This is a genomic window from Phyllobacterium sp. T2-21, from assembly GCF_055378485.1.
Map to the genome: position 1 here is coordinate 443,373 of NZ_AP027912.1, position 17,483 is coordinate 460,855.

The window sequence follows — 17,483 nt, forward strand, 5'->3', positions numbered from 1 at the left end:
TACGGCAAATCTAAGGGCGGATTGATTGATGGACAGCAATGCAGGTGGCGACGAATCGCAACAGCAGGCGAAACTCATTTCACTCTCCGGCGCACATGATCTCCCCGTTACATTCAATCGGCGGGAACTTGATCAAATCCTCAGAATATACGGCTTCATGGTTTCAGCAGGCGAATGGCGCGATTATGCCATTGACCATCTGAATGACCGGGCTGTGTTTTCTGTGTTTCGCCGAACCAGTGAAGTGCCGATGTTCCGGATCGAGAAAAATCCGCGGCTGGCCCGCAAGCAAGGCGCCTATAGCGTGATTGCCGCGAGCGGTCTTATTCTCAAGCGCGGCACGGAACTCGACAGGGTACTCAGGATATTCGACAAATCGCTGCAGGTCGTGCGGAGCTAAAGCTGCTCAACCTCTCAAAGGTGCCGGCCCCGGGAGGGTCGTGGTCCCGCCATTCATATCAAGCTGCATGAGAACCGTATCCAGCCAGCGGCCATGCTTGAAACCCGATCCTTCAATGGTGCCGCAATGCCTGAAACCGCAACTGGTATGCAGGCGCACAGACGCTGACGCAGCGTGACCATCGCCGATAACAGCGATGAACTGGCGAAATCCAAGCGCCGTGCAATCGATGATCAAGCGTTGAAGCAGGGCTTTGCCCATGCCTTTGCCCTTGGCCTGCGGCGCAATGTAGATCGAATCCTCGACACTCCACCAATAGGCCGGGCGGGTACGGAAATAACTGGCATAGGCGTAGCCGCTCACGATGCCGTCAATCTCGGCCACGCTGTAGGGGAAACCATCACTGGTGATCGTATGGAACCGCTTGGTCATCTCCGCCGGCGCGGGCGGCTCGATCTCGTAGGTGGCCGTACCGTGCAGAACCGCATCGCGATAGATTGCGGTGATAGCGGGCAGGTCAGTGAGCTGTGCCGGGCGGATATGAATGCTGGTCATGACCGCAATCGATCGCAAAAATATCGGATGAATGCAATGCCGCCAAGAAAAAGGGCAGCGTTTCCGCTGCCCATTTTCACTCGTTCATAACGTCCAGGATCAGTTGCGATTGCCGAGGAACTGCAACAGGAACATGAACATGTTGATGAAGTCGAGATAGAGGCGCAGCGCACCCATGATCGCCTTGCGGCCATAGGTGTCCGAGCTGTCGCCTTCATAGTACATTTCCTTGATGCTCTGGGTGTCATAGGCCGTCAGACCTGCAAAGACCAGAACGCCGATCGCAGAGATTGCAAACTGCAAAGCACTGGACTGCAGGAAGATGTTGACCACACCGGCAAGGAGAATGCCGATCAGACCCATGAACAGGAACGAACCCATTCCGGAGAGATCGCGCTTCGTCGTGTAGCCGTAGAGCGACAGCGCACCAAAGGATGCAGCGGTGATGAAGAATGTCTGCACGATGCTTCCCGACGTATAGACAAGGAAGATCGAAGACAGAGAAACACCGACGAGCGCTGCATAAACCCAGAAGGTTGTCTGGGCCGCCGAAACGCTCATTTTCTCAATGCGGAAGCTCAAGAAGAACACCGCAGCGAGCGGTGCGAGCATAACAACCCAACGCAGGGGCGAGCCGTAAAGCGCCACGCCAAGGCTGGTCAGCATCTTGCCATTCGGCAATTGATGCGCGGCAAGTGATGCGTCATTGGTGGTTGCGAGATAAACAATTGCAAGCGCGGCAAGACCGGTCACTGCGAGACCGATCCCCATCAGATTGTAGACCTTCAGCATGTAGCTGCGTAGACCTTGATCGATCCCCGCGTCCACACGCACTCCGGCCGATGTACGGGCCTGGATGTTGCGATAGTCAGCCATGGTTTTCCTCATTGCTTCGTCCCGTCGGGTGTCGGGGGTTATTCCCAGGCGCCGCTGGCGGGACCCCAGCATGCCTTGCGGTGAATTATGGGGATTCAGCAGGGCGATAACAAGACCTGTTTCACTCAAGATCGCGTGTTTGGCAGGCAAATGCGGGCAAAATGCTCGCATATTACGCTTTTTTAACGATTTCAGAGGTTTCGCAGGATCGGAGCCGCCTTTTGACCAAGGATTCTCCAGGTTCCCGCAAGGCCAAATCCGACGGTCAGAACCAACGCCAGGACCAGCGTGGAAACGGCCACTTCCGGCTGGAATGATGCAGGCAGCTTCATCACCCGTACAACCACATACCAGGCCGCCAATCCGCCAGCCAGGAGCGCGAAAGTTGCTGTCGCCAGCCCCAGAATGACATATTCGTAACTGAACGCCTTGATCAGAGTGCGCCGCGTGGCGCCAAGAGTTTTCAGGACCACCGCGTCATGCACGCGGGCGCGGTTGCCAGCCGCAAGCGCGCCGCCGAGCACAAGGATGGAGGCGATCAAAGCCACCGACGCCGCGGCGCGGATCGCAACCGCCAGCTGTCCGACCAGCTCATTGGCAATGCTAATGGCATCCTTCACCCGCACGGACGTGACGGCAGGAAAAGCCCGGGTCACATCACGCATGACCGTGGCCTCTTCCTGTGTTGTCGCAGAGGGATCGGTGAGCGTGGCAAGCCAGGCATGCGGGGCGCCGGCAAAAGCATTGGGCGAGAACACCATGACGAAATTGATCGCAAGCGATTCCCACTCCACTTGCCGGAAGTTGGCAATGCGCGCCGTGATGTTGCGGCCGAGCGCATTGACGGTGACCGTATCGCCAAGCTTGAGGCCAAGGTTACGCGCCTCCTCGGCCGAAAAGGATACCAGCGGCTCGCCGGTGTAACCTTCGGGCCACCAGGTACCCGCTGTCAGCACCGAGTTTTCCGGTATCTTCTTGGCGTAGGTAATGCCGCGATCCCCACGCAACACCCATGCCCCTTCCGGCGGTATGGTCAACTTGCCGACATCCGTGCCGTTGAACGCAACGATGCGGCCGCGCAGCATTGGCGCGCTGACAATCTTGCCCTGTGGCGCGGCTTTCTGCAGAAGGTTGGTGAACTGGTCGACCTGCGTGCTCTGGATATCGACAAAGAAAAAGTTCGGTGCCCGTTCCGGCAAGTTGCCGGCGAGCTGCTGGCGCAAGCTGCCATCAATCAGCGCCAGCGTTACCAGCAGTGTCAGCCCCAATCCGAGAGACAGGACGACCGACGGCGTCAACGCGCCGGGCCGGTGAATATTGCCGATAGCAAGGCGAAGCGCCGTGGAGCGAACCCGTGGCGCACGGCGCGCCAGCCACTGCACAAGGCTGGAGACGGCGCGTAGCACAAGGAACGAGAAAGCGACCGCACCGATGAACGTGATGGCGATACGCCGGTCATAGGCGAACACCACCGCCAGGACGCAAAGCGTGGCGACAAGAACAGCCGCCACCGCGATATAGACAGGTTTTGGCCAGCCGCGCTGATCGAAACCCTGTTCGCGGAACAAGGCCGTCGCCGGAATATCGCGTGCCCGGCCCAGGGGCAGGATGGCAAACGCCAATGTGGTCAACAGGCCGAACAGTGCGGCCCACGCCAGCGCGCCCGGATAAAAGCCGCCCTTGGCCGCAATGGGCAGCACGCTCTGCAGGGCGTAGCCTGCGACATAGGGAATAATTGCAGCCAGGATCAAGCCAGCGGCGATACCGAGCAGGGCAATCAGCACGATCTGAATGAGATAGACGGCGATGACAAACCAGCCCGGCGCACCCAGCGACTTGAACGTGGCAATGACACCGCGTTTTGCGTCGAGATAAGCCCGGACCGCATTTGCCACGCCGACGCCGCCGACGATCAGTGCCGTCAACCCGACCAATGTCAGAAACTGCGAGAACCGCTCGACATTAGCACTCAGCGACGGAGCGGCATTGGAGCGGCTGCGGATGGTCCAGCCGGCCTGCGGGAATTTTTCCTGCGCTTCATTGCGAATGCGTGCAATATCTGCCTCGCTGGCACCCGCTGGCAGGGCAATCTTGTAGCTGTGTTCGACCAGACTGCCCGGTTGAACCAGGCCGGCGGCGCGCAATCCCTCAAGCGAGACAAGAAAACGCGGCGCAAACCCAAAACCATCCGACAATACATCCGGCTCGTTGTCGATCACCGCCCGCAATTCAAATGTGGCTGAGCCAAGCAAGACCCGGTCGCCGAGCTTTAGATTGAGCCGGTCGAGAAAAATCTGGGCAACGGCAGCACCAAATGCACCATCCTTTTCGGCAAAGAGAGCGCTCTTATCCAGCTTCGGCGCGGTATCCAGCGATCCGTAAAGCGGATAGGCACTGTCGACGGCTTTCACCTCCACCAGAGACTGATCGGAACCATCGGCCAGCCGGGCCATGGAACGCATGTTGGCAGCGACCGCGACACGGCCTTTGCTTTCAACAAAGGCACGTTCTTCCGCATTGACCTCGCGCTGATTGAGCTGAAAGCGGATATCTCCGCCAAGTATGCCCTGCCCTTGCGTGGAAATGCCCGATGTGACCGAATTGGCCACCGAATTGACGCCGCCAATCGCGGCTACGCCCAGCGCAATGCAGGCAAGAAAAATATAGAACCCCGATAGACCATTGCGCATTTCACGCAATGCGAAACGCAGGGCCAGCTTGAGCGACGGCGATGCAGCGGAACCCTTGACACTCATGCGGTTTTCTTCAGTTGCGGGGCGTCTTCATCCGCCTCGATCAGTCCCGAACGGACTTTGATCTCGCGATCGCAGCGGGCCGAAAGCGCCGGATCGTGGGTCACCAGCACCAGGGTAAGACCGAGATCCTTCTGTTTCTGGAAGAGCAGATCTGCGATCTGCCGGCCGGTCGTCGTATCAAGATTGCCGGTTGGCTCATCGGCGATCAGGATTTTCGGTGACGGAGCAAGGGCACGGGCAATGGCCACCCGCTGCTGTTCACCGCCGGACAGCTCGCCCGGATAGTGGGTGACCCGGTCTGCCAGGCCGACCGCGGCCAGCTCACGCCGAGCGATCTCAAAGGCGTCGGGATGCCCCGCCAACTCCAACGGAACAGCGACATTTTCCAGCGCAGTCATGTTGGGAATGAGGTGGAAGGACTGGAAAACGATCCCGATGTTCTTGCCGCGAAAGGCTGCCGTTGCATCCTCGCTCATCGTTTCCAGTTTTTGCCCGGCAATCTCGACTGAGCCGGAATCGATCCGCTCAAGTCCGGCCAGCACCATCAGCAAGGTCGACTTTCCAGAGCCCGAAGGCCCGACGATGCCCACCGATTGCCCGCCGACGATGGCAAGGGATATGCCCTTGAGCACATGCACGGAGGAAGCACCCGTCCCAAGAGTCAACTCAATGTGATCGAGTGTGATGACAGATTTAGTCACGAATGCAGATCCTTTACGCTATGGTCGACACTGACTTAAGTCGCATCCGGTCAGATATGGGTACCCGAACATGATATTCAAACCATTGATAAAGATCGTTGTGTCGCTCGGCCTTGTTGCCCTGCCCTCTCTGACCTTGGCCAATCAAAATCCTGTGTCCGGCCACGCTCTCTCCGTTGTCGGGTTCGGCGACAGCCTGATGTCCGGTTTCGAGCTTCCCGTGCAGGATTCCTTCACCGCACAGCTGGAAAAGTCCTTGAAAGACAAGGGCGTCGAGATTTCGATCGCCAATGCCGGTGTCGCCGGAGATACCACGACCGGGGGCCTTGCACGCCTTGATTGGTCCGTCCCGGATGGCACCGATCTCGTCATCCTCGAGCTGGGCGCCAATGACGCGTTGCGCGGCATCTCGCCGGAGATCAGCGAAAAGAACCTGGCCGAGATGATCGAAAAGCTGCAGAAGCGCAAAATTCAGATCATTCTCGCCGGAATGCTCGCCCCACCGAACATGGGCGGCGATTACGAAGAGAAATTCAACGCAATCTTCCCTGATCTCGCCAAGAAATATGATGTTCCGCTTTATCCGTTCTTCATGGAGGGTATTGCGACACAGGCCTCGCTGCTGCAGGCGGATGGAATGCACCCGACCACCCAAGGCGTTGCGGTCATGGTGAAGGGGTTCCTTCCCATCATGCAGAAGACCATCAAGCAGCCAACGGTTACCTCGGATACATCCGACACCGAGCAGTGAGGCTTTCTCTGTAGAGCCCTTGGGCAAGACAGGCCCAGGGCCTATTTGATCATCCCGATGCCCTTAACCTCAAGGGCAAGCCATCCACATTGTTGTCATCTTCACACCACATCTTGCGTGTCTTATTTGTCGCGGCGCAAAAGAATGTGAAATTGTGCCTTGCTCTTGGACTCATTCAATGATTCCCTGAGGTTACAACTCGATTCGGGGAGGATGCCTTATGCCGCGTCTCTTTACTGCCCTCGAGATCCCGAGGGACGCCGCTCTCTCACTGTCGCTCTTGCGCGGTGGTTTGCCAGGTGCCCGATGGATCGATGTTGAAAACTATCACATCACGCTGCGCTTCATCGGTGATGTCGAAGGCCACGTGGCCGACGAGGTCGCCAACGCGCTTGATCGGATAAGGCGGCCGGAATTCACCCTGCAGCTTTCGGGCGTCAACGCGTTCGGGTCCAAGAAACCCCACAGCGTATTTGCCGCCGTTTCGCCCTCCCCTGATATTCAGGCGTTGCATGCGGAAATCGAGCGCATTTGCCAGCGGTTGATGCTGCCGGCCGATCCGCGGAAATTCACGCCGCATGTCACGCTGGCGCGCTTGCGCAATGCCCGCAACGAAGAAGTGGCGCACTATCTCGCCTCGCGCGGCAACTTTTCCACCATGCCCTTCACCATCGGGCGCTTTGTCCTGATGTCATCACGCGATTCCGTCGGCGGCGGCCCTTACATCGTCGAGGAAGCATGGCCGCTGGAATCGGCACGCACCTATCAGAAACGCTTCGAGAGGCCTTTGGAGGCCTTAAGAACCATCCGATAAACCCGTTCGAAATCGGCCTGGGTGCCGTAATAGGGATCGGGAATCTGACTGGCTTCGCCAAGTGCGATTTCACTGAAGAGCCCGATCTCGGCGGTCGCATTGGCGGGTCGCCGGGCCTGGATGGCTGCGACGTTGGCGCGGTCCATGCCAAGGATCAGATCAAAACTTACGAAATCCTCCGCCTTGAGCTGCCGGCAACGCTGGTCGGAGATATCGATCCCGTGTTGCCTGGCCGCCAGGATGGAGCGCTCATCGGGCGCCTCGCCCGTGTGATAGCCATTGGTTCCGGCGGAATCGATATGGATGCCCTGGTCTTTTCCCTCTGCTGCAAGAACCGACCGGAACACACCTTCTGCCAGCGGCGACCGGCAGATATTGCCCAGACAGACAAAAAGGACAGAGCGAAGTGGATGGGTTTTCATGGTCCGTTGCACTATGGTTGGAAGCAAAGCAGTGACCGTATATGAGGAAACACAGCATGGCGCGCAACCGGTTAAATCCCAGCGAACTCGACAAGGCATTGCAGGAGCTGACCGGCTGGTCCAGGACCGGTGACCGCGAGGCAATCAACAAATCATTCAAATTCGAGGATTTCAATGCGGCATTCGGCTTTATGGCCCGTGTGGCCCTTATCGCCGAAAAGATGGACCATCATCCCGAATGGTTCAACGTCTACGATCGCGTTGACGTCACTCTTGCCACCCACGACGCCGACGGCGTCACCGAACTTGATGTCACAATGGCCAGGGCGATGGACCGTTTCGCCGCCCTTTGACGATAATATCGACAAAACTCTTGCAGCATCAGGCGTGTCTTCCCATGTTGTCTCCTGAACAGACCTGAAGGAAGAGGAATGGACGACGTCAAGATTGGTGAAATTCTGCGGCCAGGCAGCACGTATGAACAGCGTGCCCGCGAAGAAACCGTGCGAGCCCGGTTCTGGAAAACTGCGCGCAAGGCCGCCAAGTCCATCCCCTTTCTCGACGAGGTGATTGCCGGGTACTATTGTGCCTTGGACCCTGCAACTCCGACATGGGTTCGCGGTACGCTTCTTGCCGCGCTTGCCTACTTTGTCATGCCGTTCGACATCATTCCCGATTTTATTGTTGGCCTTGGCTTTACCGACGACGCTGCGGTGCTGATGGCTGCACTGAATGCCATTCGCAACCATGTGACACCAGCGCATCGTGAGGCGGCAAAGAAAGCAATCGAGGACCTGGACAAGGACAACTAGGGTATCGGGCGGTAAGTCTGGAGAATCCGGAACCGTTACCAGCCGTTTTTGCATCACATCCGCGTGATGGGATGAATTGTCAAAGTGTCGCCGCTTTTATTCCGCTGGAGTGCCACCGTGGGATTTTGCACGGACAACGTGATCTTCTCGCTGACAAAATCGCTTTTTTGACCCCGTCTTCACCGTTTGGTAACCCAGATTAAGTCAAATTAAGAGAAAGCGAACTGGACAGTGGAGCCTGGCGGCTCTTGCCGGTTCGTCAGTTATGAAATGAACGATAAAAACTGGTAGGTAACATGTTTGGAAAATCAATCGCAGCGACCTCTGTGCTCATGCTTGGGCTGACAGGGACGGCTCTTGCCCAGACCCCAAGTCAGATCAGCCAGTTCAACGCATGGGGCGCCTATAGCTACCAGCAGGGCAAGGGCAAGGTTTGCTATGTCCTGTCCGTACCGGTCGACAAGCAGCCCGCAAAGATTGATCACGGCGACAACTTCTTCATGGTCAGCCAGAAGCCCGGCCAGAACGTCAGCTTCGAACCGCAATTCAAGGCCGGGTACGACCTTCAGGTCAATTCGAAAGTGACGGTCACCATCGATTCACGCAGCTTCTCCATGTTCACCAATGGCAGCCATGGCTGGATGGAAAACGCAGCGGAAGAGCCGCAGCTTGTGGCGGCGCTGCGTACCGGCCATACCATGTCCATCGCCGCGGTTTCCAAGCGCGGGACAAAGACCAGCTACACCTATTCGCTCAAGGGCGTATCGGCGGCGCTCAAAGCCATCGCCACCTGCAAGTAAACCGCCTGAATCTTCTCCTTTTGCAGAGGCCGGACAACACGTGTCCGGCCTTTTTGCTTGTGGAGGTGACGGAACGGCCAGAACATGATATGAGCCGCGCTTCACTAGAGAACGTTAGAAAACCCAATGTCCGTTTTGCCTGAGACACAGTCCTTCGCCCGGGAGAAATCCCGTGATGCCATGCTTGCCGCCATGAACGGCAAGCCGACACTGATCGGCCTGTCCCGTGCCGAGATGGGCGAGGCTTTGGCCGAAATCGGCGTGGCCGAGCGTCAGGTCAAGATGCGCGTCGCCCAGCTCTGGCACTGGCTCTATGTCCGCGGTGTGTCGGATTTTGCCGATATGCTCAACATTTCCCGCGATATGCGCGAGCTCCTCGACCGGCATTTCACCATTGCCCGGCCGGAAATCGTCGAGGAACAGATCTCCACTGACGGCACGCGCAAATGGCTGTTTCGCTTTCCGCCGCGCGGTGCTGGCCGGCCTGTCGAGATTGAAACCGTTTATATTCCCGAGGAAGGCCGCGGCACGCTGTGCATTTCCAGCCAGGTCGGCTGCACGCTCACATGTTCCTTCTGCCATACGGGCACACAAAAACTGGTTCGCAACCTGACAGCCGAGGAAATCCTCTCGCAGCTTCTGATTGCCCGTGACCGGCTTGGTGATTTTCCGGACCGGAACACACAGGACGGTGCCATTGTTCCGGCAGAAGGCCGCAAGGTCTCCAATATCGTCATGATGGGCATGGGCGAACCGCTCTACAATTTCGAGAACGTCAAGAAGGCACTGCTGATTGCATCAGACGGTGACGGCCTGTCTCTGTCGAAGCGGCGCATCACGCTGTCGACATCGGGCGTCGTGCCGGAGATTTACCGCACCGGTGAGGAAATCGGCGTCATGCTTGCCATTTCCCTGCATGCTGTGAACGACGACCTGCGCGATATGCTGGTGCCGATCAACAAGAAATATCCGCTCAAGGAACTGTTGGATGCCTGCCGGGCCTATCCAAGCCTGTCCAACTCCAAGCGCATTACTTTCGAATATGTGATGCTCAGGGGTGTGAACGACTCGCTCGCTGATGCCAAGGAACTGGTACGCATGCTGAAAGGCATTCCCGCCAAGATCAATCTCATTCCTTTCAACCCCTGGCCTGGCGTCAATTACCAGTGTTCGGAATGGGAGCAGATCGAGAAATTCGCTGACTACGTCAACAATGCCGGTTATGCTTCACCCATCCGCACCCCCCGCGGCCGCGATATTCTGGCGGCGTGCGGTCAGCTGAAGTCGGAATCGGAACGGATGAAGAAGACAGAGCGTTTGGCATTTGAGGCTGCCATGATCGCCGGGCACGGTGAAGATTGAGCCAGATCACCTTCTATATCTTCCGCTTTGCCCTGATCGTTTTCGGTTTCGTTTGCGCGACCTTCGCCGCATCGTTGTTTCTCAACCTTCTCTGGCTTGGCAGCTCGGAAGCCATCGGAAGCGAAGGCCCATTCCTGTATTCCACGGTTCCGATCTTTGCCACGATGATTGGCTACAGCGTCTTCATTCCCGCCTGTATCCTCATCTTGTTTGCTGAACTGACCGCGTGGCGGGACTTGTTGTTCTACGCCCTTGGCGGCGCAGCGACCGCCGTTGTCATCATCGTCTGGAAATGGCGGCCACAGACTGAAGACATCGACACATTCGCGGCCATCCTCGCCACCGGCGTTGTCGGAGGCTTTGTCTATTGGCTTGTTTCCGGGCGAAGCGCCGGGCTGGTGATGCCCCCGCGCTCCTCCGGCGGCCCCGCCGCATAGAGGCGCCTACTTCGCCTGAGCCATCAGGATTTTTGTGGCAAAGGCCGAAAACACCCCAGCAAACAGCCAATCGGTCACCCGCGTAACCGTCGGGTTCTTCTTCAGGAGACCCGCAAACCGGTCAGCCGCAAGAATCATCGGCGTTACCACCGGCAGCGACAGTGGAATGAACAGCAGGCCAAGGAAGAAAAGCTTGCCCGGCGCATGCGGGTCGCTTGCAGAAACGAACTGCGGCAGAAACGTCATGAAGAACAGAATGATCTTGGGGTTGAGCAGGTTGATGCCGATCCCCGTCAGCCAATTCTGGAACAATGTGTGCGACTGGCCGCTCTTCTTCTCCGGAGAAAAGGCTGATCCCTTGCGGATAGCCTGAAAGGCGAGCCACACGAGATAACCCGCACCAACGACTTTCAGCGCAAGGAATGCGGATGGCGATGCGATAATCAATGCGGAAAGGCCGAGTGCGACCATTGTTGTATGCACCACAATTCCGCAATTGGCACCGGACAGACACGCAAACCCGGCCGCTTTTCCCTCGGAAAGAGCCCGCCCCACGAAAAGCGTCATATCGGGACCCGGGGTGATCGAAAGAACAAAGGTTGCAATCGCGAACTGCAGGATAATCGGCCATTCGGGAATGAAGGTCATGGGAGGCTCCGTCGAAAACTGGGGGAAGCTAACGCGGAACCGTCCTTTTGGCCACCCGATTCTGAGGGGTCTAGCGATTTCCCCGATCCGCCGCGGCATCAGCCAGATTCGCTGCACGCATTTCCGCTGTCATGCGCTGCACGAGACCGCGAAATTGCGCGAGCGCCGGCGCCGGATGCGTCTGCCGCATGGCGAGGAGCAACGGGGCCATCAGTTTGGAACTGCCCGCAACCGCCCGGTAGGCGATATCGTCGCCGCCAAGGCGCCGCATCGATGCAGGCACGAGGGAAATACCGAATCCTGCAGCCACCAAGCTCAGCGTTGCGGTCAAGCGCGGTGCCTCCTGCGCCACAACCGGGCTGAACCCCGCCTCCCGGCATGCGGTCAGAATGGTGTCATAGAGGCCTGGCCCTGCGGTGCGGCGATAGAGAATGAAGGGTTCGGTGGCCAATTCTGTCAGCAGCAGCCGCGAGGCAGTATCCCGCGCCAGCCTATGCCCCACCGGCAGCGCGACGAGCATCGGTTCCTCCAGCACAGCATCGATCCGCAGGCCCGGCGTCCGTCCGACGGGAGAGCGAATGAAGGCTGCGTCGAGCCGCTCATGCATGAGCGCATCCACCAGCTCAGCCGTACCGGCTTCTTCAAGCATGACGGAAAGTTTCGGCAGGCTTTCGTGAAAAGCCCGCAACGCTTTCGGCACGAAAGGATGCAGGGCAGCAGAGCTGGTGAAGCCGATGGCCAGACGGCCCTGTTCTCCGCGTGCGGCCCGGTGAACCATATCGGCAACACCATTGGCGCGCTCCAGAATGATCTTGGCTTCATCGAACAGCACTTTCCCAGCCTCGGTAGGGCGAACGCCGCGCGGCATACGGTGCATCAGGAGTACACCCAGTTCCGCCTCCAGCCCCTGCAGGAGCCGCGTCAAGGGCGGTTGCTGTATACCCAACCGCTCGGCAGCCCGCGTCACATGGCCTTCCTCTGCCAAGACAACAAAAGCGCGAAGACGCCGTAGATCAATCATACCCATACCTTAAAAGTATTGAAATTGTAAAAAGCATGCATTGGAAATCATAAAGCAGAAGGCCTATTCTGCCAATGCACTGCTTTGGGGCCAAGCGATGCGCCATGACTTGCCCCTATCGACCCCGCCTATCCGGCGGGCAACAAAAAGGAAACCCGTTGTGAGCTGGTCAGCCGAACAATATGTGAAATTTGAAGATGAGCGGACACGTCCGGTCCGTGATCTCCTGGCGGCGGTACCCGGCGTATACGCCCGATCCGTGATTGATATCGGTTGCGGTCCCGGCAATTCCACGGAAGTCCTCATTGCCCGTTTTCCCAGGGCAGTCGCAACCGGAATGGACAGCTCCGAGGATATGGTCAAAGCAGCCCGCAAACGGCTTCCCGAAATCCGCTTCGACGTCGCTGATATCGCACGATGGGATGCACAGGGACCCTATGATGTCATTCTTGCCAATGCGGTGCTGCAATGGCTTCCGGACCACGGCGCCCTGTTGCCGGCCCTTGTCAGCAAACTGGCCGTGGACGGCAGCCTCGCAATCCAGATTCCGAACAATCTGGATGAACCCACACACCGTCTGATGCGGGAAATAGCCGCTGACGGCCCATGGGCTGCCAAACTGGCGGAATCAGCGGGGCAAAGGTCGCCGCGGCAGAGCGCGGAGTGGTATTACCGAATCCTGCGGCCGATCGCGTCCAGGGTTGATATCTGGCAAACCACTTACCACCACCCGCTTGCCGGAGGAGCTGCAGCCGTGGTCGAATGGTTCAAAGGAACGGGCCTGCGGCCATATCTGGACCCGCTCAATGAAACCGAACGGGCGTCCTATCTCGAACGGTATACGGACGCGGTTGCGGAAGCTTATTCGGCTCTGCCTGATGGCACGGTTTTGCTGCCTTTCCCGCGGCTTTTCATGGTAGCTACCCGCTAAGGCGGCATTCACGCCCTATCTGAAGCATGGATTTTCCATACCCATGGCGGCCCAATGGCCGCTATTTGCATTTAAGACATCAAAATACTGACATTGCGCGGCCTTAATTAAATACTTTTCTGCAGTCACTGGAAAAATATGCTCTGTAATGACACTGCAATCATCGCAAGCCAGAACAGGCAAGTTTTTCAGCCTTTGAGAGCCGCATGGTCTATTACCGAACAACATCTGCTTCATGCGGTAAAGCGCTCTATGGCTTCGGCGTTTGGAGCCAGCCAGCCCTTGCGATCAGCCTTATCCTCGTGTGGGCGGCCCTGGCCATCCTGTTTAACCGCGCGCCTGAGATCGACAAGGCCGTTACGTCGTTTTTCTTCCTGAGCTCTGACTGCATCGCCACTGCGACCGCAAAAATTTGCGGGGATTTTCCTGCCGCATCGGTGCCGCTTTTCAAGACACTGCGGCGTGTGTTCTATGCCCTGCCCATCGTCGCCGCTTCGGTGGTCGTCACCATCGCGCTGCGCGATGTTGCCTCCGGTCTCCGCTGGAATCACGAGCGCATTCGCATATCAATCGTATCACTTCTTACGCTGGCCATTGGCCCCGGTCTGTTGGTCAACGCATTCATGAAGGAATTCATCGGACGTCCGCGGCCCGCGAACACATGGCTTTTCGGCGGGGAGCAGCCCTTCGTGGCGGCGGCTGAATGGTCGCACGTCTGCCAGCACAATTGCTCCTTTATTTCCGGGGAAGCTGCCGGGATAGCCTGGCTTGTCTGCCTTTTGCCCTTGTGGCCCCATCAGACAAGGAAAAAGCTCATGTGGCCCATCGCTGCTATCATCATAACCACCGATTTCCTTCGCGTTGCTTTTGGCCGGCATTATCTCTCCGACGTCGTCCTCGGGTCTCTTTCAACCGTGATTGTCTTCTGCGTGCTGACCACGATTTGCGAGTCATGGACTGCGCATTGGCGTGGCACATCCAAACAGAGAATCAAGTAACCGCCGAACCCGCATAATACGTCCCCTGTTGAAGACATAAATTTTTATTGGCGCTACTGTTCGTTCGGGTTATTAAAACTGAGGGGACAACAACAAGCGCGACAATCAGACGATGCTTCAGAAGAATTCAAGCCTGAGCATTTCGGACGATGCGGTGGATTCGGCTGCAAGCCGGCGCTTTGTTCTCATGTTGGCCTTGGCCCTGATCGTCAGTCTTCTCCCGCTTGCCAGCAACCTCATCACGCATTTTCCCGACGAGCGCCATTACTCCAATGGTGCTGTCATCATGTTGCACACCGGTGATTATCTGACACCGCATACGGCCGAGGGCGACGTCCGGCTGAAGAAGCCGCCACTCACATACTGGATGAGCGCAGCCGGCATGAAAATCTTCGGGATCTCCGTGCTCGGATCACGCTTCCTGTGGCTGATCGGCGGGGCGGCCACGCTGCTGATCACGTTCTGCCTGGCCCGCACTATCACGCGCAATGACCGGACGGCATTGCTTGCGGCTTCGCTCCTGGCAACGAATGCCGTCTTCCTGCGCGCTTGTATCAACGCCATCCCCGACATACCTCTGACCATGTTCATGCTCATCGGCATGCTCGGCTTTGTCGGCCTTCTCTTCCGTGATGACCATCACCACGTCTATGGCATTCTTGCCTATGCGGGTACGGGATTGGCTATTCTGGCCAAGGGCCTCCTTCCCGTGGCAATGCTCGGCTACATCCTCATCTATTGCATGGCCGTGCCGGCGCTGCGGCAGCGCCGCCATCGCCTGTGGCAGCCCCTGACAATCGCCGCGTGCCTCGGCATCGTCGGCATCTGGTTCATCTATCAGTCTCTGCACACACCAAGCATGCTTTCGGCCGATTTCGTTGCCGACCAGATTTCAGACAAGATCAATGTCAATCCGGATATCATCGCCATGGGATTGATCCACAGCTTCGCCGGCCTCATCGGTCCGACATTTGTCTGGCTGGGGTTGCTTTCCTATGGCGCACGGAAAGCGGGACTGAGACTGGAGAGGGATTCACTCAACGGCATAGCCCCCTTTTTCCTCGGCTGGATCATTGCCGTCTCGATTATTTTTTCCCTCAATAGCCTTCCCTCTCACCGTTACGTCATTCCCGTTATACCGCTGCTTTGCGTGCTTCTCGCCTGCGGGTTCCAGGAAGTGACAGATCCCCGCTTCGAAAAATTGGTTCGGCAGGTCTTGCGCATCATCATCCTGTTTGCAGCCATCCCTATCGCCGGCGTGTTCTTGGTGGGGATGCAATTGTTGTCGCCGCTATATGTGGCAGGATTGGCAGCCGGGATCACAGGCGTCATGACGACGCTGTGGGTCGTTAACGCCCGCCTGAAAATGCATGGTCTGGCAGCCTCCGCCGCCGTGCTTGCCATGGCCAGCACATTAGCCGTTACCCCCGTTGCAAAGGCTCTGCTTGTACCGGACATCGGCAAGCCGCTCGCGGCCAGGATCAACACATTGCACCTCCCCGAGAACCAGGTCCTCTTCGTCGGACCCGTGCTGGACGCTGCGAAAATCCGGCTTCACGCCAATTTTGATGCACAATTCAAACAAACGACCGTGTTTCCGCCCGCAGAGATTGATCCCGGCGTGAAAGTTGTTCTTTCGACAGACAAGCACATTGCAGATGCATTGGCCCAACAGGGTTTTGCCGTGGAAGAGGTTACAGCCGGCTGGCGGCGCATTCACATGCAGGATTTCATTTCTGCGCTGAAAACAGGCACGTTGCAGGAGGCCCGTGAGCGATATGGCGAGCACGGTTACGTGGCTATCCGCAGCTGATTTCCCTGTGCAGGTCCGCTGCAGCCAATGGCGATCTTGCCAACATCCCCTCACCTGATAAAAGAACCTCCATCTTCACCAAACGATAGCGAGACTGCACAGCGGTCAGGGAAACAGAATGAACAAGTGGAAAGACGTCAAGAAAGTCGTGCTGGCCTATTCCGGCGGTCTCGATACATCGATTATCCTCAAATGGTTGCAAACGGAACTGGGTGCGGAAGTCGTTACCTTCACTGCCGATCTCGGCCAGGGCGAAGAGCTGGAACCTGCGCGCAAAAAAGCCGAAATGCTCGGCATCAAGGAAATCTATATCGAAGACGTGCGTGAAGAATTCGTGCGCGACTTCGTGTTCCCGATGTTCCGGGCCAATGCCGTCTATGAAGGCGTCTACTTGCTCGGCACGTCCATTGCGCGGCCGCTGATTTCAAAACACCTCGTTGAGATCGCGGCACGCACCGGAGCCGATGCCATCGCCCATGGGGCGACCGGCAAGGGCAATGACCAGGTTCGTTTCGAACTTTCCGCCTACGCGCTGAATCCTGATATCAAGGTTATCGCCCCGTGGCGCGACTGGACATTCAAGTCGCGCACCGATCTTTTGGAATTTGCCCGCGAACACCAGATTCCGATCGCCAAGGACAAGCTCGGCGAAGCCCCCTTCTCCGTTGATGCAAACCTGCTGCACTCCTCATCCGAAGGCAAGGTTCTGGAAGATCCGTGGCAGGAAGCGCCGGAATACGTGCATCAGCGCACGATTTCGCCGATGGAAGCGCCCGACAAGGTCACGGAAATCGAAATTGCCTTCGAGAAGGGCGACGCCGTCGCTATCGACGGCAAGCCGCTTTCTCCGGCAACATTGCTGAAGACACTCAACGATCTCGGCCGCGACAACGGTATCGGTCGCCTTGATCTGGTCGAGAACCGTTTCGTTGGCATGAAATCACGCGGCGTCTATGAAACCCCCGGCGGCACGATCCTTCTCGCTGCCCATCGCGCCATGGAGTCGATCACACTGGATCGCGGTGCGGCGCACCTCAAGGATGAGTTCATGCCACGCTATGCGGAACTGATCTACAATGGCTTCTGGTATTCGCCGGAGCGCGAAATGCTGCAGGCCATGATTGACAAGAGCCAGGAAGATGTGGAGGGCGTCGTGCGCCTGAAGCTGTACAAGGGCAATGTCATGATATCCGGCCGCAAGTCGAAAAAGTCACTTTATTCCGATGCGCTCGTGACTTTCGAGGATGATCGCGGCGCCTATGATCAGAAGGACGCGGCGGGCTTTATCCGCCTCAACGCCCTGCGCCTGCGCACGCTGGCTGCCCGCAAGCGCAACAGCTGATCCTGCAAATATCGACTGAGAACGGGGCGCAAGCCCCGTTTTTT

At 57.6% G+C, this 17,483-nt stretch carries 19 protein-coding genes; 12 read left to right on the forward strand and 7 right to left on the reverse strand.

Translation table 11 applies throughout. The annotated features are described in order from the left end of the window. The first annotated feature begins 28 nt into the window (after positions 1 to 28). Positions 29 to 400: a DUF2794 domain-containing protein gene (locus tag ACZ5FP_RS02245; RefSeq protein WP_464661891.1), complete on the forward strand. Its 372-nt coding sequence runs from the start codon at positions 29 to 31 to the stop codon at positions 398 to 400. A 6-nt stretch (positions 401 to 406) separates the two neighbouring features. Here ACZ5FP_RS02245 and ACZ5FP_RS02250 read toward each other — a convergent pair whose 3' ends face one another. From ACZ5FP_RS02250 to ACZ5FP_RS02265, 4 genes are all read right to left on the reverse strand, one after another. Next, positions 407 to 955: an N-acetyltransferase family protein gene (locus tag ACZ5FP_RS02250; RefSeq protein WP_464661892.1), complete on the reverse strand. Its 549-nt coding sequence runs from the start codon at positions 953 to 955 to the stop codon at positions 407 to 409. Positions 956 to 1,054: 99 nt separating this feature from the next. Beyond that, complete coding sequence (locus ACZ5FP_RS02255; protein WP_223613910.1) at positions 1,055 to 1,831, reverse strand: Bax inhibitor-1/YccA family protein; 777 nt, start codon at positions 1,829 to 1,831, stop codon at positions 1,055 to 1,057. A 191-nt stretch (positions 1,832 to 2,022) separates the two neighbouring features. Next, on the reverse strand, positions 2,023 to 4,587 hold the full coding sequence (locus ACZ5FP_RS02260; protein ID WP_464661894.1) for an ABC transporter permease: 2,565 nt from the start codon (positions 4,585 to 4,587) through the stop codon (positions 2,023 to 2,025). Then, the gene (locus ACZ5FP_RS02265) at positions 4,584 to 5,288 is read right to left on the reverse strand and encodes an ABC transporter ATP-binding protein (RefSeq protein ID WP_223613912.1); all 705 of its coding nucleotides are present in this window, start codon (positions 5,286 to 5,288) and stop codon (positions 4,584 to 4,586) included. The genes ACZ5FP_RS02260 and ACZ5FP_RS02265 overlap by 4 nt, the downstream gene beginning before the upstream one ends. A gap of 70 nt (positions 5,289 to 5,358) precedes the next feature. On the opposite strand from ACZ5FP_RS02265, the gene ACZ5FP_RS02270 reads away from it, so the two are divergent. Further along, positions 5,359 to 6,039 carry an arylesterase gene (locus tag ACZ5FP_RS02270; RefSeq protein ID WP_464661896.1) on the forward strand — a complete coding sequence of 227 codons (681 nt, stop codon included), beginning with the start codon at positions 5,359 to 5,361 and terminating at the stop codon, positions 6,037 to 6,039. A 220-nt stretch (positions 6,040 to 6,259) separates the two neighbouring features. Then, on the forward strand, positions 6,260 to 6,853 hold the full coding sequence (thpR, locus tag ACZ5FP_RS02275) for an RNA 2',3'-cyclic phosphodiesterase (RefSeq protein ID WP_105734179.1): 594 nt from the start codon (positions 6,260 to 6,262) through the stop codon (positions 6,851 to 6,853). Here thpR and ACZ5FP_RS02280 read toward each other — a convergent pair. Beyond that, on the reverse strand, positions 6,805 to 7,275 hold the full coding sequence (locus tag ACZ5FP_RS02280; protein ID WP_464661898.1) for a low molecular weight protein-tyrosine-phosphatase: 471 nt from the start codon (positions 7,273 to 7,275) through the stop codon (positions 6,805 to 6,807). The genes thpR and ACZ5FP_RS02280 overlap by 49 nt on opposite strands. A gap of 56 nt (positions 7,276 to 7,331) precedes the next feature. On the opposite strand from ACZ5FP_RS02280, the gene ACZ5FP_RS02285 reads away from it, so the two are divergent. The 5 genes from ACZ5FP_RS02285 (at position 7,332) to ACZ5FP_RS02305 (ending at position 10,686) form a co-directional block, all read left to right on the forward strand. Continuing rightward, a complete protein-coding gene (locus ACZ5FP_RS02285; protein WP_464661900.1) occupies positions 7,332 to 7,628 on the forward strand; it encodes a 4a-hydroxytetrahydrobiopterin dehydratase in 297 nt (98 codons plus the stop codon). A gap of 78 nt (positions 7,629 to 7,706) precedes the next feature. Beyond that, complete coding sequence (locus tag ACZ5FP_RS02290; RefSeq protein ID WP_464661902.1) at positions 7,707 to 8,087, forward strand: YkvA family protein; 381 nt, start codon at positions 7,707 to 7,709, stop codon at positions 8,085 to 8,087. A gap of 296 nt (positions 8,088 to 8,383) precedes the next feature. Beyond that, entirely contained in the window at positions 8,384 to 8,887 is a 504-nt protein-coding gene (locus tag ACZ5FP_RS02295) for an invasion associated locus B family protein (RefSeq protein ID WP_223613917.1), read from the forward strand. 180 nt (positions 8,888 to 9,067) lie between these two features. Continuing rightward, complete coding sequence (gene rlmN, locus ACZ5FP_RS02300; protein WP_464663141.1) at positions 9,068 to 10,249, forward strand: dual-specificity RNA methyltransferase RlmN; 1,182 nt, start codon at positions 9,068 to 9,070, stop codon at positions 10,247 to 10,249. After that, positions 10,246 to 10,686 (forward strand): hypothetical protein, encoded by a 441-nt coding sequence (locus tag ACZ5FP_RS02305; protein WP_464661904.1) that lies wholly within the window; start codon positions 10,246 to 10,248, stop codon positions 10,684 to 10,686. The genes rlmN and ACZ5FP_RS02305 overlap by 4 nt, the downstream gene beginning before the upstream one ends. Before the next feature lie 6 nt (positions 10,687 to 10,692). On the opposite strand, the gene ACZ5FP_RS02310 is transcribed toward ACZ5FP_RS02305, so the two are convergent. Further along, positions 10,693 to 11,334: a LysE family translocator gene (locus ACZ5FP_RS02310; RefSeq protein ID WP_346306687.1), complete on the reverse strand. Its 642-nt coding sequence runs from the start codon at positions 11,332 to 11,334 to the stop codon at positions 10,693 to 10,695. 70 nt (positions 11,335 to 11,404) lie between these two features. Next, positions 11,405 to 12,355 (reverse strand): LysR family transcriptional regulator, encoded by a 951-nt coding sequence (locus ACZ5FP_RS02315; RefSeq protein WP_464661906.1) that lies wholly within the window; start codon positions 12,353 to 12,355, stop codon positions 11,405 to 11,407. Positions 12,356 to 12,452: 97 nt separating this feature from the next. On the opposite strand from ACZ5FP_RS02315, the gene tam reads away from it, so the two are divergent. The 4 genes from tam to ACZ5FP_RS02335 all read left to right on the forward strand — a co-directional run bounded on the left by tam (position 12,453) and on the right by ACZ5FP_RS02335 (position 17,439). After that, positions 12,453 to 13,286 (forward strand): trans-aconitate 2-methyltransferase, encoded by an 834-nt coding sequence (tam, locus tag ACZ5FP_RS02320; protein ID WP_464661908.1) that lies wholly within the window; start codon positions 12,453 to 12,455, stop codon positions 13,284 to 13,286. A 206-nt stretch (positions 13,287 to 13,492) separates the two neighbouring features. Next, a complete protein-coding gene (locus ACZ5FP_RS02325) occupies positions 13,493 to 14,284 on the forward strand; it encodes a phosphatase PAP2 family protein (RefSeq protein WP_464661910.1) in 792 nt (263 codons plus the stop codon). 112 nt (positions 14,285 to 14,396) lie between these two features. Next, positions 14,397 to 16,097 (forward strand): ArnT family glycosyltransferase, encoded by a 1,701-nt coding sequence (locus ACZ5FP_RS02330; protein WP_464661912.1) that lies wholly within the window; start codon positions 14,397 to 14,399, stop codon positions 16,095 to 16,097. A 118-nt stretch (positions 16,098 to 16,215) separates the two neighbouring features. After that, the gene (locus tag ACZ5FP_RS02335; RefSeq protein WP_288191916.1) at positions 16,216 to 17,439 is read left to right on the forward strand and encodes an argininosuccinate synthase; all 1,224 of its coding nucleotides are present in this window, start codon (positions 16,216 to 16,218) and stop codon (positions 17,437 to 17,439) included. Positions 17,440 to 17,483: the final 44 nt, after the last annotated feature.

Bases quoted from the DNA above. Each gene is read 5' to 3' on its own strand.
- ACZ5FP_RS02260 (WP_464661894.1), bottom strand. From the start codon at position 4,587: ATGAGTGTCAAGGGTTCCGCTGCATCGCCGTCGCTCAAGCTGGCCCTG.
- ACZ5FP_RS02250 (WP_464661892.1), bottom strand. From the start codon at position 955: ATGACCAGCATTCATATCCGCCCGGCACAGCTCACTGACCTGCCCGCT.
- thpR (WP_105734179.1), top strand. From the start codon at position 6,260: ATGCCGCGTCTCTTTACTGCCCTCGAGATCCCGAGGGACGCCGCTCTC.
- ACZ5FP_RS02270 (WP_464661896.1), top strand. From the start codon at position 5,359: ATGATATTCAAACCATTGATAAAGATCGTTGTGTCGCTCGGCCTTGTT.
- ACZ5FP_RS02280 (WP_464661898.1), bottom strand. From the start codon at position 7,275: ATGAAAACCCATCCACTTCGCTCTGTCCTTTTTGTCTGTCTGGGCAAT.
- ACZ5FP_RS02245 (WP_464661891.1), top strand. From the start codon at position 29: ATGGACAGCAATGCAGGTGGCGACGAATCGCAACAGCAGGCGAAACTC.
- ACZ5FP_RS02315 (WP_464661906.1), bottom strand. From the start codon at position 12,355: ATGATTGATCTACGGCGTCTTCGCGCTTTTGTTGTCTTGGCAGAGGAA.
- ACZ5FP_RS02255 (WP_223613910.1), bottom strand. From the start codon at position 1,831: ATGGCTGACTATCGCAACATCCAGGCCCGTACATCGGCCGGAGTGCGT.
- ACZ5FP_RS02285 (WP_464661900.1), top strand. From the start codon at position 7,332: ATGGCGCGCAACCGGTTAAATCCCAGCGAACTCGACAAGGCATTGCAG.
- ACZ5FP_RS02330 (WP_464661912.1), top strand. From the start codon at position 14,397: ATGCTTCAGAAGAATTCAAGCCTGAGCATTTCGGACGATGCGGTGGAT.
- ACZ5FP_RS02290 (WP_464661902.1), top strand. From the start codon at position 7,707: ATGGACGACGTCAAGATTGGTGAAATTCTGCGGCCAGGCAGCACGTAT.
- tam (WP_464661908.1), top strand. From the start codon at position 12,453: ATGCGCCATGACTTGCCCCTATCGACCCCGCCTATCCGGCGGGCAACA.
- ACZ5FP_RS02325 (WP_464661910.1), top strand. From the start codon at position 13,493: ATGGTCTATTACCGAACAACATCTGCTTCATGCGGTAAAGCGCTCTAT.
- ACZ5FP_RS02295 (WP_223613917.1), top strand. From the start codon at position 8,384: ATGTTTGGAAAATCAATCGCAGCGACCTCTGTGCTCATGCTTGGGCTG.
- ACZ5FP_RS02310 (WP_346306687.1), bottom strand. From the start codon at position 11,334: ATGACCTTCATTCCCGAATGGCCGATTATCCTGCAGTTCGCGATTGCA.
- rlmN (WP_464663141.1), top strand. From the start codon at position 9,068: ATGCTTGCCGCCATGAACGGCAAGCCGACACTGATCGGCCTGTCCCGT.
- ACZ5FP_RS02335 (WP_288191916.1), top strand. From the start codon at position 16,216: ATGAACAAGTGGAAAGACGTCAAGAAAGTCGTGCTGGCCTATTCCGGC.